General features: G+C 37.0%; 13 protein-coding genes. All 13 read right to left on the bottom strand.

Annotated elements, in window-relative coordinates:
* Positions 1-112 precede the first annotated feature (112 nt).
* Entirely contained in the window at positions 113-1,573 is a 1,461-nt protein-coding gene (locus JC2156_RS01260) for a peptide MFS transporter (RefSeq protein ID WP_006845028.1), read from the bottom strand.
* Between the two features lie 336 nt (positions 1,574-1,909).
* The gene (gene smpB, locus JC2156_RS01255) at positions 1,910-2,383 is read right to left on the bottom strand and encodes an SsrA-binding protein SmpB (RefSeq protein WP_006845027.1); all 474 of its coding nucleotides are present in this window, start codon (positions 2,381-2,383) and stop codon (positions 1,910-1,912) included.
* A gap of 17 nt (positions 2,384-2,400) precedes the next feature.
* A complete protein-coding gene (gene rnr, locus JC2156_RS01250; protein WP_006845026.1) occupies positions 2,401-4,782 on the bottom strand; it encodes a ribonuclease R in 2,382 nt (793 codons plus the stop codon).
* A gap of 73 nt (positions 4,783-4,855) precedes the next feature.
* Positions 4,856-5,092: a preprotein translocase subunit SecG gene (gene secG, locus JC2156_RS01245; RefSeq protein WP_006845025.1), complete on the bottom strand. Its 237-nt coding sequence runs from the start codon at positions 5,090-5,092 to the stop codon at positions 4,856-4,858.
* A 100-nt stretch (positions 5,093-5,192) separates the two neighbouring features.
* Entirely contained in the window at positions 5,193-6,446 is a 1,254-nt protein-coding gene (gene tyrS / locus JC2156_RS01240; protein WP_006845024.1) for a tyrosine--tRNA ligase, read from the bottom strand.
* 312 nt (positions 6,447-6,758) lie between these two features.
* Positions 6,759-8,468, bottom strand: a complete 1,710-nt coding sequence (locus JC2156_RS01235) for a septation ring formation regulator EzrA (RefSeq protein WP_006845023.1) — start codon at positions 8,466-8,468, stop codon at positions 6,759-6,761.
* A gap of 258 nt (positions 8,469-8,726) precedes the next feature.
* A complete protein-coding gene (locus JC2156_RS01230; protein WP_006845022.1) occupies positions 8,727-9,626 on the bottom strand; it encodes a sulfite exporter TauE/SafE family protein in 900 nt (299 codons plus the stop codon).
* A 283-nt stretch (positions 9,627-9,909) separates the two neighbouring features.
* Entirely contained in the window at positions 9,910-10,584 is a 675-nt protein-coding gene (gene phoU, locus JC2156_RS01225) for a phosphate signaling complex protein PhoU (RefSeq protein WP_006845021.1), read from the bottom strand.
* A gap of 22 nt (positions 10,585-10,606) precedes the next feature.
* Positions 10,607-11,365 carry a phosphate ABC transporter ATP-binding protein PstB gene (gene pstB / locus JC2156_RS01220; protein WP_006845020.1) on the bottom strand — a complete coding sequence of 253 codons (759 nt, stop codon included), beginning with the start codon at positions 11,363-11,365 and terminating at the stop codon, positions 10,607-10,609.
* Positions 11,366-11,376: 11 nt separating this feature from the next.
* Positions 11,377-12,165, bottom strand: coding sequence for a phosphate ABC transporter ATP-binding protein PstB (gene pstB, locus JC2156_RS01215; RefSeq protein WP_414826354.1), 789 nt, complete (start codon positions 12,163-12,165; stop codon positions 11,377-11,379).
* A 47-nt stretch (positions 12,166-12,212) separates the two neighbouring features.
* Positions 12,213-13,103 carry a phosphate ABC transporter permease PstA gene (gene pstA, locus JC2156_RS01210; RefSeq protein WP_006845018.1) on the bottom strand — a complete coding sequence of 297 codons (891 nt, stop codon included), beginning with the start codon at positions 13,101-13,103 and terminating at the stop codon, positions 12,213-12,215.
* Positions 13,104-13,106: 3 nt separating this feature from the next.
* Entirely contained in the window at positions 13,107-14,024 is a 918-nt protein-coding gene (gene pstC, locus JC2156_RS01205; protein ID WP_006845017.1) for a phosphate ABC transporter permease subunit PstC, read from the bottom strand.
* A gap of 12 nt (positions 14,025-14,036) precedes the next feature.
* A complete protein-coding gene (locus JC2156_RS01200) occupies positions 14,037-14,909 on the bottom strand; it encodes a phosphate ABC transporter substrate-binding protein (RefSeq protein WP_006845016.1) in 873 nt (290 codons plus the stop codon).
* Positions 14,910-15,016: the final 107 nt, after the last annotated feature.

The raw sequence follows: 15,016 nt of genomic DNA, 5'->3' as shown, positions 1-15,016 counted from the left end.
GCTCTAATCCAAACTACTCATACTCTTATTAAAGATAATTTTAAACGTCTTTAAATAAAAAGGGTAATAAAAACCAAATTCATGGATTTTTATTACCTAACTAGTTTAATTTTTAATCTACTCCATCCATCAAACGTACAACCATTTTTACAAGAAACAACATAATAATTCCTAACACAACGGCCACGATTCCAAAAATAAGGAAGTATGAAACCTCTGTCTTTGGTGTGTACAATCCAACAAATTGTGCGTTCAACGCTGATCCAGCTGCTGCAGCCAAGAACCAAAGAGACATCATTTGTGAATTAAAGGCCCGTGGTGCTAATTTAGTAGTGACCGAAAGACCCACCGGTGAGATTAACATTTCACCAAAAATAATTAACGCCCATGATCCCAAAAGCCATAATGGTGATACACGAGTAGCAGTTCCCCATAGACTTCCTGGGATTGCAAGAAGTAAGAATGATGCTCCCGCAAAAATCAATCCAACCGCAAATTTCATTGGTGACGAAGGCGCATTTTTACGCCAACGAGTCCACATTGTAGCAAAGAAAGGCGTATACAACATAATAAAGAATGGATTCAACGACTGGAACCAAGCAGCTGGAAACCATGAATGGATTGTTCGTGTTTCCGCAAAGGTTGCTAATACAACTGATCCCTGCTCTTCTAATGCCCAGAATAATACAGCACCTAAGAAGAGTGGGATATATGCTAAGACTCGTGAACGTTCTTTACTAGTTACCTTCTTAGAAGATAGCATTTGAGTAAAGTAATAAATTGGCACTAACACTGCAATGATAGTTAGTAAATTAATATAATCTGTAATATTATTCCAACCCATCATCATCATAACAGCAACAACCACTACCAAAGCAACGATTCCAGAAACAGTTTTAATAATTAAAGGTTTAACTTCATGAGCTTCCAACGGATCAGTAGGTTTTAGCCCATCCTTTGGTAAGTTCTTTTTACCACCGAAGTAGTATTGAACCAATCCAAGGAACATCCCAATTGCTGCTAATCCAAAGGCTGGATGGTAACCAGCATTTTGTTGTGTCCAACCAACCAACAAAGGTGCAATAAATGAACCCAAGTTAATTCCGAAAACAAAAATTGAAAATCCGGCATCCCGACGTCGATCTTCTGGCCGATAAAGTGAACCAACCATCGACGAAATATTTGGTTTCAAAAGTCCTGTTCCTATAATGATCAAGACAATGGAAGTGAACAAAGCTGAAGATCCAAATGGTAGCGATAAGACAATGTGCCCTAGCATGATAAAGACTCCACCAATGAAAACGGCTCGCCTAGAACCAATCACTCGGTCAGCTAAGTAACCACCTAATGCACCCGTCAAGTAAACCATTGAGGCATAGATCGCCATCACTGATGCAGCCACGGCCTTAGTAATATTTAAATCACCAACCGCAATTAAATGCCACATGTAGTAAAGTAAAATTGCTCGCATTCCATAATAAGAAAAACGTTCCCACATTTCTGTCATAAACAGAGTTGACAAACCAATTGGTTGTCCGAAAAATTTCTTTTCTTGCTTTTGTTCAGTTTCCATACATACCCCATCCTTTTTATTATTAATTCTTATTAAAATGTCCTTTTTTAATAATGTTCTCATTTTAGCAATTAGTTTTATCTTTGACAAGCACTAAATTAGTTTTACAGAACATATATTCTCATAAAATCAAATTAAAGGTTGCGCTTAGCCTGTTTTTGATTTTAAAATTAATAAGTTTTTTTCACATATAATTCTAATTACCGAATTATACAAGATACATTTAAGTTATTTTGACAATAAAAAAGAACCTAGGACAATTTTTACTCCAGGCTCTTAAATAAATTAAATATATTTTTTTATAAGATTTCAACAAATGTTAATAAACTCAGTTGATTAACGAACACTACCTTTAAACTTACGTTGTAGATCACGATCTTGATCTCGCCTTTTAATAGTTTCTCGTTTATCAAACCGCCGCTTACCAGTTCCAACCCCAATTAAAACTTTAGCAAAACCGTGATTAATATAAACCTTGAGTGGCACAATTGTGACACCCGCTTCAGACGAAGAGCGTTCTAGTTGTTGTATTTCTCGCTTGTGTAATAATAAACTCCGTGGGCGCAAAGGTTCATGATTAAATTGGTTTCCTTGCGCATAAGGTGCGATATTGACATTATCCAACCATGCCTCACCATGTCTAATTTGAACAAAGCCATCAGCAATGGTAATTTGACCTGCACGAACAGATTTAATTTCAGTTCCAGTGAGTGCCATCCCAGCATCATATGTAGCACCGATAGCATAATTATAGCGTGCTTTATTATTGGTCGCTAAATACTGTTGTGTTGTTTTTTTAGATTTGGCCATGGTTAACCTCCCTGATTTTAGTGTCGGCCTTTCCGATTAGCATTATCTCTTGAATCATTAGGCTTACGACGGTCGTTAAGTGTCCCAAGTGCTTGACCGTTATTATGACGTTGACTAGTACCTTGGCTCTTCTTAGCATTTCCGCTATTATATTTACCATTACGTGGCTTATCATGGTGATTCTTATTGTTTTTATCACCATAACCACCTCGATGCCCATCAGCTACTTTGATATCCGTAATTGGTGCTGCATCAGGATCAACTAGAACAAAATCAAGCGAACTTTGTTCCTTGTTAACACGAACTAATTTCACCTTCACTGCTTGTCCAATTTGATAAATATGATGGAAGCGACGACCAATTAGAGCTAAATGGCTCTCATCATACATATAATAATCATCAGTTAGATTAGAAGTGTGAATTAGACCTTCAACAGTGTTATCCAATGAGACAAACATTCCAAACTTCATTACCCCATTAACAACTGCATCAAATTCTTGGCCAACCTTATCTTCCATAAATTCGGTCTTTTTCATTGCATCAGTATCACGTTCAGTATCAATTGAACGACGCTCACGCATTGAAGTATCATTTCCAATCTCAGCTAACTTATCGCGATACTTTGCTTGTGCTGCTTCATCAGTTCCATTCTTCTCATACCACTTGATCAAACGATGAACCGTTAAATCTGGATAACGACGAATTGGTGATGTAAAGTGAGTATAATACTCAGCCCCCAACCCGAAATGTCCCAAAGATTCATTTGTATAAGCTGCTCGTTGCATTGAACGAAGCATCATTGTTGAAACCATTTGTTCAGATGGTAATCCCATAAATTCATCATGAATTTTTTGGAAATCCATCGGCTTAACTTTATTTGGATCGGCATTAACTTTACCACCCAAGGCTTTCACGAATTCAAAGAAACGAACACTTTTATCCAAATCAGGCGAAGTGTGAACTCGGTATAAGAATGGTACCTTCAATTGATCAAAATGCATGGCAACTGTTTCATTAGCTGATAACATAAATGATTCAATAATTCGTTCTGAGAGTCCTCGTTCACGAATTTGAATATCTGTAGGCTTACCAGCAGCATCAACAATAATTTTGGCTTCTGGGGCGTCAAATTCGATTGCTCCACGATCAATTCGCTTTTGAGCTAAAATTTTATGCAACTCTCCCATGGTTTCAAACATTGGGACCAAATCAGCATATTCTTCACGAGTTTCTTCATCCCCATCCAAAATGGCATTAACCGCTTTATAAGTCATTCTTGCGTGTGATTTCATCACAGACTGATGCAATCGATAATCAACAAGCTTACCCTGCGGCGTAAATTCCATTTCAGCTGACATCGCTAAACGTTCAACCCCTGGATTTAATGAAGCAATTCCATTTGAAATATTACGAGGTAGCATAGGAATGACACGATCAGTCAAATAAACTGAAGTTCCGCGATTATAAGCTTCATCATCCAAGGGTGTCCCCTCAGGAACATAATGAGAAACATCAGCAATATGTACTCCCAAATGGAAGTTACCATTTTCTAATTTCCAAACAACTACCGCATCATCCAAATCCTTTGATTCAATTGAATCAATCGTAACCAAAGGTTGGTCAGTAATATCTTCACGTCCTGCCCATTCAGAATCTAAAACATGGTCAGGGATAGCTTCTGCTTGTGCCAAAACTTCCTCATCAAAAACAGCTGGAACCTTATGTTGATGAACGATTGCCATGATATCAACCCCTGGTTCATCTTTGAATCCAATGGTTTCTGAAATAACTCCATTCATATGCTTAGGCATCGCTGGTGTAGGATATTCTTTGATTTGAGCAACGACAACTTCACCATCGTTAGCGGTCACTCCACCTTCACTTACTAAGAAATTATAATTTGCATTTTTCTTATCCGTTATATTAATTGTTCCAATATATCCGGTGTAATCAGAACCTAATTTAAATTCACCAACCACTTGATTCAAATCATGACTAATAATTTCTTCTACGATTCCTTCGGGGCCTCGACCAGCATCAGCATCCCCCTTCGTTAACAAAGTCACTCGAACTTGATCCAAATTTAAAGCTTGAGCTGTATTATCTGGATTTACGAAAACATCTTCCGTTAGATCATCTACAGCCACAAATCCAAAGCCTTTCGCATTAGAACGGAAAGTTCCTATATATCCTTGGCTCTTTGCATTATATTTGAAAGCCCCATCAATCTCGGCAATTTGTCCATCACGTTCCAATTGAGCCAAGGCTTGAACTACCTGTGTAAATCCGTTTACGTCATTTAAACGTAAGCCATCCGTTAAAGTTTGAGCGGAATAACTTTGCGTATTATTAGCTTTTAAAAAGCCAAATAATTCTTTTTGTAATTGTTGTGCGTCCATTTTTTATCTTTTTCCTCTGTTTCTAAAATAAAACCCTCTCGCAACGTATCACGAGAGGGAAATGCGCTATTCGTTAGTGTGCTGAAAGATATACCAAAGCCAATCCCAAGAGGAACCAAATAGCTCCTAATACGGTTGTAGCACGTTGCATCACAGCTTCAAAACCTCGTGCTTTTTGGGTTGCAAACAAATCTCCGCCACCACCTGATAAGGCCGACAAAGCATCTTGTTGCTTTGATGGCTGCATTAATACAGCAATAATAATCAAAATTCCGACAACAATCATTGCCGTCAATAATGCGTTATACATTTAGCTGCGCCTCCTTTAGATATCCTATCTACTGGTAGATTTTAGCATACCGACAACATAACTTCAAGTTTAAGCAATAGTTTACGCTCAAAATTAAAAACTAGTTTAAAACTCCAACAGCCCACTTCTTCTTTCCACGCTTAACAATAATATATTGCCCATCATATTTGCTTTGTGGATCAATTTCAGCTGTATCATCTTTGATTTGAACACCGTTAATGCGAATAGCCCCATCTTTAACTGCGCGACGGGCAGCAGTCTTTGATGTTTCTAGTCCAGCTGCCACGATTAAATCAAGTAGCTCAATTTTATTTCCATCTTGTTTAAATGTTGGAACATTTCCTGCTAGAGTGGCTACTTCTTCTAATGTAAGTTGACTTACATCTCCATTCCCAAACAAAATTGAGGTCATCAATTCTGCCGTCTTCACAGCTTGTTCCCCATGCACAAAGGAAGTTACTTCTTGTGCTAAACGAACTTGAGCTGTACGTTTTGCAGCATCATTTTGCATTTCATTCATTAATTCTGCAATCGTTTCTTCCGATAAGAAGGTAAAGTACTTAAGCATTTTTTCTACATCATTATCTGCTGTATTAAGCCAGAATTGATAGAATTCAAACGGCGTAGTCTTAGCTGGATCCAACCAGATAGCTCCCCCTTCGGTCTTACCAAATTTGGTCCCATCTGCCTTCAATAACAATGGCACTGTCAATCCATAAGCTTGGGCATCATTACCTTCCAAACGATGAATTAGATCAATTCCACCGGTAATATTTCCCCATTGGTCGGATCCCCCAATTTGTAACCGAACATGCTCATTTTTCCAAAGATGATGAAAATCGATTGATTGTAGAATTTGGTAGGTAAATTCGGTGAATGAAATTCCAGCTTCAAGTCTTGATGCTACAACGTCTTTGGCTAACATTACGTTGATAGGAAATAGCTTTCCGTAATCACGTAAGAAGTCCAACAAAGTCATTTCACCCAACCAATTTTTATTATTTGTTACTGTAAAACCATCTTTACCAAATAAACGTTCCATTTGTCTCGTAATTTTTTGGACGTTTTGATCCACTGAACTTTGATCTAATAATTTGCGTTCTTGCTTCTTACCAGACGGATCACCAATTGAACCGGTTGCCCCCCCGATTACGATCACCGGCCGAACATCGGCTAATTGCAGGCGCTTTAAAATCATAAAAGGAATTAAATGTCCAATATGCATAGAATCTCCTGTCGGATCAATTCCTACATAAGCTCCAATCGTTTCATTTTCGATCGTGTTTTTTAATCCTTCCGCATCAGTAACCTGATTAATGGCTCCACGCCACTTTAATTCACTTAAAACGTCCATCTGTAAATCCTCCAATAATAATATTTATTTCAATAAAAAAGCACCCCAATAACAAAAAATGTCATTAGGGTGCAACTTAATACACGGTACCACCTAAATTGTGACTGTCTAACAATCACCACTTGGCATCTTGATATCGCTAGATGAAGCGGAAAACTATATTATTCATGAATGTAATTCAAATTAATTTTAGGTATCGCTTGCACCAACCGCCATATCTCTAACATGTCCTAAATTAATTCTACTCAGTTCCTAGCTTTCATGCTAATTTTAACATACTTAAATCTAGTGCTACAAGTAATTTTAATAAATTTAGATAAGCCGATTTTGGTTGTTTTGTTCTCTTAAAATTTCGGTCGTTCCTGGTTCAATTCGATCTAACGCTTGTCCCAAAACCTCAACGGCCTTTTCATAATTATAAAACTGATTATATTCCACCTGAGCATTTTGCACAGCTTGAACTACTTCAGGATATTCCCGATATTGGTTAGCCTTATGCAATAAAATTCCAGTTAATGTGGCATTGGCGAGTAGCTCATTAGTAGCGACCTGCAGATTATCTAGATCCGAGCCAACAATACTAACTTGACGTTGTAAGTCATCAACATTTACCCGCGGAGCATTGACTTGTTGTTGTAACTTATTCAACATTTCCGAGACTTGATCAAAGAAATTCAAATAAGTCGTGGGTGCTCCAGGTAATCCTTGTCGCTCAACACGTCGTTTAATCTTGCGCATAGATTCAACAAATAATTCAACTTTATTTTGAGCAGTTTTAACGATTTCAGGTAAAACTTTTAAATTATCCCAAAGGCCAATTTGTTGTTCTTCAACTTGATCCAATTGATTTTCATCAACCATTAATTTTTCCGTTAATTGTGAAAATACAACTTCCTTCTTATTAATACCTAGTCGAATGCTATCTAAATCTTTTTCAACTTGTAACAGCTGACGTGATAAATCACGAATACTATTTTCTTCATCATGATTGAAAATGTAATTTTGATTTAATTGTCCAACTAACTGATTCAAATTTTGGTTTTGCTGTTGCAGATGTCCCAAATATTCTCGTAATTCGTCTAACTTTTTTTGCACAATTTGTGATGCTTGGTATTCATTCTCAAAAGTTTTATAAATTTGATTAATTTCTTGATGTAAAGTTGTTAACTGCTCTTGAACTTTTTTAAGCGTCAAATTCTTTAGTGCTTCTAAAGTAGTCTTGCGATCTTCTTCAATTTGTTTAAGTGCCTGCTCTACGAAATTATCTTTGAATGTAAATCCCTGTTCCATCATTTGATCAAAAGTCGCTTGTAGCTCTTCTTGTTGTTCTGGAATTGTGGTACTCAAATCTTTAACCAAACCCGGAATTTGATCCATCCGTTCTTCTAATTGGTTAGTCTCCATAGCCAATGATTCATATATTTCTGAGGCGGCTACATGGTCTCCATTCTCCGTACGATTAGAAAATTCAGAAAACTCATCTTCTAATTCGCCCAAAATATCTTCTAATTTATCTAATGTATTCCCAAAAATAAAATTTTGTGACAACAAAGTTTTTCGTAAATTTTTATATTTTAGTTCTAAATCTTGAACCGCTTGCTTGTGTTCTGCATCAATTTGTTCTAAATCAGTTAAACCTTGATTAACAGTATCAATATCGCGTGCAACCTGATCAACACGCTTTTTCAAATTTCGTAAGTCTTGATTAGTTTGCCAGATATTAAATCCCTGTGCTGATGCTAATACTTGATCAGCCTGTTGCTTCACATCATCAAAGTCTGTAGCCACAATTCGGTTATATAAAGCTTCATTTTCTTGAAAATCATCTAAAGTTTGTCCCATGAGACTCATTTTACGACCTTTAACCAGTCGATCTTGCATTGGAATATCCTTTAAAGTTTGTAGTTTAATCATTAATTTAGCGACTTGTCTTGTTGTCAAACGTTGCGTGACAAAAATAAATAAATATATGGCCGCTATTACCACAATTAAACCAATAACAATGTGTCCTACTTGGGTCATCTTGCTTTACTGAAACGTGCCCGCCACGTCCAAACTCCTTTTTCTACTTTTCCTTGATTTTAATTTAACATGTTTTGCCACTACAAACTGTTTTTGACCTCGAGCTTTATTAATTCTTGAAATTCCTTTATATAATATTAATATTTAAAGATTGTTTTTATGAAATTTTTCAGACTTTATATCAAAAAAATTATCAAAACAAAAAAGGCAGGAATAAAATTATTCCCACCCGCTAGTTCACTTACATCAAATTTCACCTTAATTATTTTCAATCGATTTTTCCATTGATAATACTTGCCGTGATTCTTTCCAAAGACTATAAGCTGTCCACAAGGAAAGGATAACGATTCCATAACGCAAAACTGAAAGATTAATATTTTTGACTAAAGTTGCTGCCACAACCACACCAGCAATTCCACCCAAAACAAGCATACCAAGTCCTCGCCATTGAATTCGCTTAGTTTTAATAAATCCAGTTGCAGCTGTCGTCATAACGACAGCTGAATTCATCATCATTACGGGATAAGCCACTAAGGGGTTCATTCCCATTAAAGAAAAGAAAATTAATTCAGGCGTGTAGTTTCCTAGACCCAACGTCATTAAAATCCCCAGCAAAAAATTAAAAACAAACCCTAACCATAATTGCCAACCAACTAAAGCATTTTTTCCCATCGCCGGAATTGGTAAAAAGAAAATATTATAAATCATCACAAGGGCTGCAATAACTAACATCCATGCTAACACCCCGCGAATTTTTTGCGCATCCCACCCAGCTGTTAACCGAGGTCCAATGACAGCTCCTAAAACAGATGCTACCGTCATCACTATAAAAGTAGGCCAATCAATTTTAACTGCTGTAAGAAAAAATAACGCCTCAAACATCGTTGGTACGGCATGTACGGCGTTCATTGTTCCTGGTAACTTTCGATCATCATCTAAAAAATTAGTTACCTTAAACGCTGCCGTGGTTGTTGCAAAACTTCCCACTCCAATAGTATCACCAAAATCAGTGATAAAGCCGATGATAAAAGCTTTAATTCCACCCTGGCGTAACTTTAACCCAGCTTTTTTGATCTGACGGTAGTAGACAAACAGCATTATCGCAATTCCAATTACCAAAACGATCTGTAAGCCTCGCAAAATTAATGTATCATTCATACTTTTCCCCTAATATTTTTATCAAATTAATTAACTATCTTTCATATGATACCAAATTTTTTAACAAGCGTTACGCTACTATTTAAAGCTCTCACAAAATAAAAAGGAGGAATTGGATAAAAATATCCCTATCCTCCCTATAAATTAATTTTTGTAATACTTTTACAAACGTAATTTAAAGCTGGATTTCAATTATTAAACATCACTTTAATCATTATTTTTAAAGATTAATAATCTAAAATTAATTCAATATATCCAAAATAAGCATTTCACTCTATGATGTTTAGATAAAGCTTGAAGTGCCTGGATTTAATTCTACAATCTTACCAGTTCGCTTATAGATTACCCACTCGGCAATATCTGTAACATAGTCTGCCGTCCGCTTCAAATATCCTCCTACTACCAAATAATCAGTAGCAGCTTCAACATTTTCAGGATCAGCTTTCATAGCTTCAATCGCTAAATCACGAATTGCTTTGGTGGCGTTTGCCACTACCATAGCTACATCAGACATTGAAGTGGCACCAGCAGCATCATCACTAATGTAATAAGTTAAAACATCAGCCACCATCTTAGCAACCAAAGTCCCAGTTTCACCAATTTGCTTTTCAATTTTCGCCACACGTCGGTTTCCCTTAACGTGAATGGTTGATAAAGCAATATTTCGTGCATTATCCCCAATGCGTTCTACTACTGAAACGGCTTTTAAAATAGTCACAATTTCACGTAAATCTGTGGTAACCGGTTGATACAAAGCGATCATTTCAAAAGTCTTTTTTTCTAAAGCAATCTCACGTTGATTAATCGCCTTATCATTGTCAATGATATCTTGTGCGCTGTCACGGTCATGGTCCAAAAAGGCTTGTACAGAGCGTTGAATCGTCTCAGAAACTAATAATCCCATTTCTTTAAACGATGTATCTAGATCTGCTAATTCTTCATCAAATAATCGACGCATAGCGGTTCTCCTTTAATTTTTATTATCCAAAACGACCAGAAATATAATCTTGTGTCATCTCTTGGTCAGGATTAAGAAACATTTTTTTAGTATCATTCACTTCAATCAAATTACCTTGATTAAAAAAGGCAGTTCGATCTGAGATACGCGAAGCTTGCGACATCGAATGTGTCACAATAATCATTGTATATTGATCTCGTAATTGCATCAAAGTGTTCTCAACCATATTAGCTGAAACTGGGTCAAGCGCTGAGGTTGGTTCATCTAGTAGCAAAATTTCCGGTGAGGTGGCTAATGCTCGCGCAATGGAAACTCGTTGTTGCTGTCCTCCAGACAATGAAAGGGCTGATTTATGTAAATCATCTTTAACTTCATCCCAAATGGCCGCAGCTTGTAAAGATTCTTCAACCTTTTCATCCAGTTGAGCTTTATCTTTAATTCCTGCAGTACGCATTCCAAAAGCAACATTATCATAAATTGAAAATGGAAACGGATTCGGTTGTTGAAAAACCATCCCGATCTGCTTACGTAAATCAACTGTATCCATCGTTGGGGCATAGATATCTTCACCATTTAGCAGAAAGGTTCCCGTTACGGTAACGTAATCAGTTAAATCATGCATCCGATTCAAGGCCCGAAGATAAGTTGACTTTCCTGACCCAGATGGGCCAATTAAGGCAGTTATTCCATAACGATCATAGTCTAAATTAATCCCATGTAACGCTTCTTTTTCACCATAATAGAGGCGGACATTTTCTGTAATTAATAATTTTTCACTCATTTATATCACCCTTATCCAAAGTTTCCATTGACATAATCAATCGTTCTTTGTACCTTTGGTCGCGTAAATATTTTTCGCGTTAAATCGTATTCCAATACTTCACCCATATGGAAAAAGGCCGTGTAGTCAGACACTCGAGCAGCTTGTTGCATATTGTGTGTCACAATAATAATTGTATATTTTTCTTTTAATTCTAACAAAGTATTTTCAATTTTGGCAGATGAAATTGGATCTAAAGCCGAGGCAGGTTCATCTAAAAGTAAAATGTCAGGATGTAAGGCGATTGCTCGTGCAATTACTAATCGTTGTTGTTGTCCCCCTGATAAAGATAAAGCAGATTTGTTTAAATTATCTTTCACTTCGTCCCATAAAGCGGCTTGCTTTAAACTCGTTTCTACCCGTTCTTTTAAAATTTCTTTATCTTTAATTCCATGTTGCTTTAATGCAAAGGTTATATTTTCTTGAATCGACTTAGCAAAGGGATTGGGCCGTTGAAAAACCATCCCAATATGTTTCCGCATTTCATAAACATCAATATCAGATGAATTAACATCCAAACCACGGTACATAATCTTACCATTGACCGTTCCAACCGTATCATTCATTCGGTTTAATGACCTCAAAAAAGTTGATTTACCCGAACCGGAAGCTCCAATTAATGAAGTGATTTTATAACGTTCAAATTTAAGATTGGTTTTTTGAAGAGCTTGTTTTTCACCATAAAAAACTTCTAAATCCTGTGATGATAAGGCTACTTCATGTTTTTCATCATTAATATCAATGACGTAATGCTCAGGCATTTCGTCTGAAAAAACTAATTTATTTACGTCTGTCATCTAATAACTCCCTACTTACTTGATGTTAAGCGTTGGTATAAGAACTTACTTAACGAACGTGCTGTGAAATTAAAAAGCAAAACCGCAATAATTAAGACTGCTGAAGCTCCCGCTGAAACAGCTGTGGCATCAGGCATAATTCCTTCAGAATTAATTTTCCAAATATGCACTGCTAAGGTTTCCGCTGGACGCATCACATTCAAAGGCGATGTAGGATTAAATGGATTCCAATCAGTAAAATTAACGACTGGTGCTGATTGCCCCGCCGTATAAATTAGCGCCGCTGCTTCTCCAAAAACTCGTCCTGCTGACAATACAATTCCGGTTACAATTGAGGGTAAGGCTGCAGGTAAAATTACGTGCCCCACCGTCTCCCAACGAGATAATCCAAGTGCTGCCCCAGCTTCACGTTGCAAGTCAGGAATTGTCCGTAAAGATTCTTCCACAGAGCGGGTCAACAATGGCAAATTGAAGAATGTCAACGCAATCGCTCCAGATAGCAATGAAAATCCAAATTTAAATTGAACCACAAACAGTAAAAATCCAAACAACCCGACTACCACAGAAGGTAATGAAGAAAGGATTTCAATCATAGTCCGAATCACTTCAACTGTTTTAGATTTTCGATTAGCATATTCGTTCAAATAAATTCCGGCCCCCAAAGCAATCGGGAATGAAATTACCATTGTAATAATTAATAAATAAAAGGAATTAAAGAGTTGAATTCCAATTCCACCCCCAGCAGTAAATGATTCTGCCGGAGACGTTAGGAAATGCCATGATAAATGGGGAATTCCTTGTACCAAAATGTAGCCCAATAATGCGGCCAAAATTAAAATTACGAATCCAGCAATCCCATATAGAATAATGGTTGCTAATTTATCACTTTTTTTTGCGCTCATGAGCTACATTGCTCCCTTCTTACCAATTGCACGGATGACCAAATTAAAGACAAGTGACATTAACAATAAGATTAATGCTAATGACCATAAAGCATTATTTTCAAGTGATCCCATGACAGTGTTCCCAATTCCTTGGGTCAAAACTGAAGTCAAGGTAGCTGATGGTGATGTTAAATTATGTGGCATCAAAGCCGCATTTCCAACCACCATTTGTACCGCCAAAGCTTCTCCAAATGCCCGTGCCATTCCAAATACGATGGCCGTTAAAATTCCTGGAGTTGCTGACCGTAAAATAACTTTATAAATCATTTGCCAACGTGTCGCTCCTAAAGCTAAAGCCGATTCACGATAATGACGTGGTACAGCTCGTAAAGTATCAACCGTCATTGATGTAACTGTTGGTAAGATCATTACAAACAATACCATCGCCCCAGCTAAAATTCCAAACCCAGATCCACCAAATATACTGCGCATCGTGGGTACAACAATCGTTAATCCAATAAATCCATAAACAACTGATGGAATTCCAACCAACAGTTCCGTAACTGGTTGCAAAATTTTTGCACCTTTTCTAGGTGATATTTCCGTCATAAAGACAGCTGTTCCAATCGCAAAAGGAGTTGCAATAATTGCCGATAACAAAGTTACCAAAAATGATCCCACAATCATTGATGCGGCTCCAGCCATTGGTTTCCCTTGTGCATCGACTTGCCCCGGCGCCCATTTTGAACCAGTTAAAAAGTCACCCAAATTGACATGATTGGTAAAGAATGTTGCTAAGCCTTTGGAGGCAACAAACCAAAAAATCGATATAACAACAATTAAAATCAAAGCTAAAGCTGACATTGAAATAGCTCGGCCAAAACGGTCTTTTTTGGTAGCGGCACTAGTTTTTGTTAGCGCTTCTCTAATCTCATCCATTTTAATACCTCTTTACTTGACAGATGTTACGACACCTGAGACATTACGTTGAACTTGCATATCATGAATTGATATATATCCTAATTTTGGTATCAATGTTTTTTGAATCTTTTCTGACTTTAAGTACTTAATAAACTGACTCACTTCTGGCTTAGTATCGCCCTTAGTATAGATATGTTCATATGACCAAATCGGATATTTACCATTCGTTACATTGGTATTATTAGGTGTCACTCCATTTAACTTAGGGACATCAATTTGTTTTTTATCAATATAAGAAAATGCTACGTATGAAATTGCCCCTGGCGTTGAAGAAACAATTGAGCGTGCTGTTCCTGATGAGTCCTGTTCTTGTCCTTCTGCAGAAGGCGTTTGATCTAGTCCATAACGTTCAAAGGTCACCCGAGTTCCTGATCCATTGACTCGATTAACTAAGATAATCGGCATATCAGCGCCACCGATTTCTTTCCAATTGGTAATTTTTTTAGTGAATATATCAATCATTTGTTGTGTAGTTAAATTTTTGATTTTAGCTTCTTTATTCAAGATAGGCGCAATTCCAATCACGGCCACTTGATGATCAGTTAATTTATCCGCTTTGATACCTTTTTTTTCTTCAGCGAACATATCTGCATTTCCTAAATCAACCGCTCCAGATTGAATTTGGGCTAAACCAGTACCTGATCCTCCACCCTGGACATTAATATAAACACCTGGATTTTTACGTTGAAATTCTTCACCTGCTGCTTCCACCATTGGTTGTAAGGCGGTGGAACCTACCGCGTTAATATTAATACTTTTTTGTTGATCACGTGTTAAATATGCACCGATCAGGGCGGCAATTCCTACTAAGGCAACACTTCCCCATATCCACTTCTGCTTCATCGCACTATCTCCTTCAAAGTCCTACAATCGTTAAACTCATTATCTTATGTTTTGCAGATGGATTCCATAACATTAATGTAAAGATAATTTCTAATTTGAAATATTTA

It is taken from the genome of Weissella koreensis KCTC 3621 (assembly GCF_000277645.1).
Note: the sequence above shows the minus strand (reverse complement) of the source record. Positions and strands in the feature narration are given on the sequence as shown.

What these genes read in the sequence shown, in the direction of transcription:
- pstB (WP_414826354.1), bottom strand. Translation starts at nt 12,165, where the DNA reads ATGCCTGAGCATTACGTCATTGATATTAATGATGAAAAACATGAAGTA.
- rnr (WP_006845026.1), bottom strand. Translation starts at nt 4,782, where the DNA reads ATGGACGCACAACAATTACAAAAAGAATTATTTGGCTTTTTAAAAGCT.
- smpB (WP_006845027.1), bottom strand. Translation starts at nt 2,383, where the DNA reads ATGGCCAAATCTAAAAAAACAACACAACAGTATTTAGCGACCAATAAT.
- JC2156_RS01200 (WP_006845016.1), bottom strand. Translation starts at nt 14,909, where the DNA reads ATGAAGCAGAAGTGGATATGGGGAAGTGTTGCCTTAGTAGGAATTGCC.
- pstC (WP_006845017.1), bottom strand. Translation starts at nt 14,024, where the DNA reads ATGGATGAGATTAGAGAAGCGCTAACAAAAACTAGTGCCGCTACCAAA.
- pstA (WP_006845018.1), bottom strand. Translation starts at nt 13,103, where the DNA reads ATGAGCGCAAAAAAAAGTGATAAATTAGCAACCATTATTCTATATGGG.
- phoU (WP_006845021.1), bottom strand. Translation starts at nt 10,584, where the DNA reads ATGCGTCGATTATTTGATGAAGAATTAGCAGATCTAGATACATCGTTT.
- pstB (WP_006845020.1), bottom strand. Translation starts at nt 11,365, where the DNA reads ATGAGTGAAAAATTATTAATTACAGAAAATGTCCGCCTCTATTATGGT.
- JC2156_RS01235 (WP_006845023.1), bottom strand. Translation starts at nt 8,468, where the DNA reads ATGACCCAAGTAGGACACATTGTTATTGGTTTAATTGTGGTAATAGCG.
- tyrS (WP_006845024.1), bottom strand. Translation starts at nt 6,446, where the DNA reads ATGGACGTTTTAAGTGAATTAAAGTGGCGTGGAGCCATTAATCAGGTT.
- JC2156_RS01260 (WP_006845028.1), bottom strand. Translation starts at nt 1,573, where the DNA reads ATGGAAACTGAACAAAAGCAAGAAAAGAAATTTTTCGGACAACCAATT.
- JC2156_RS01230 (WP_006845022.1), bottom strand. Translation starts at nt 9,626, where the DNA reads ATGAATGATACATTAATTTTGCGAGGCTTACAGATCGTTTTGGTAATT.
- secG (WP_006845025.1), bottom strand. Translation starts at nt 5,092, where the DNA reads ATGTATAACGCATTATTGACGGCAATGATTGTTGTCGGAATTTTGATT.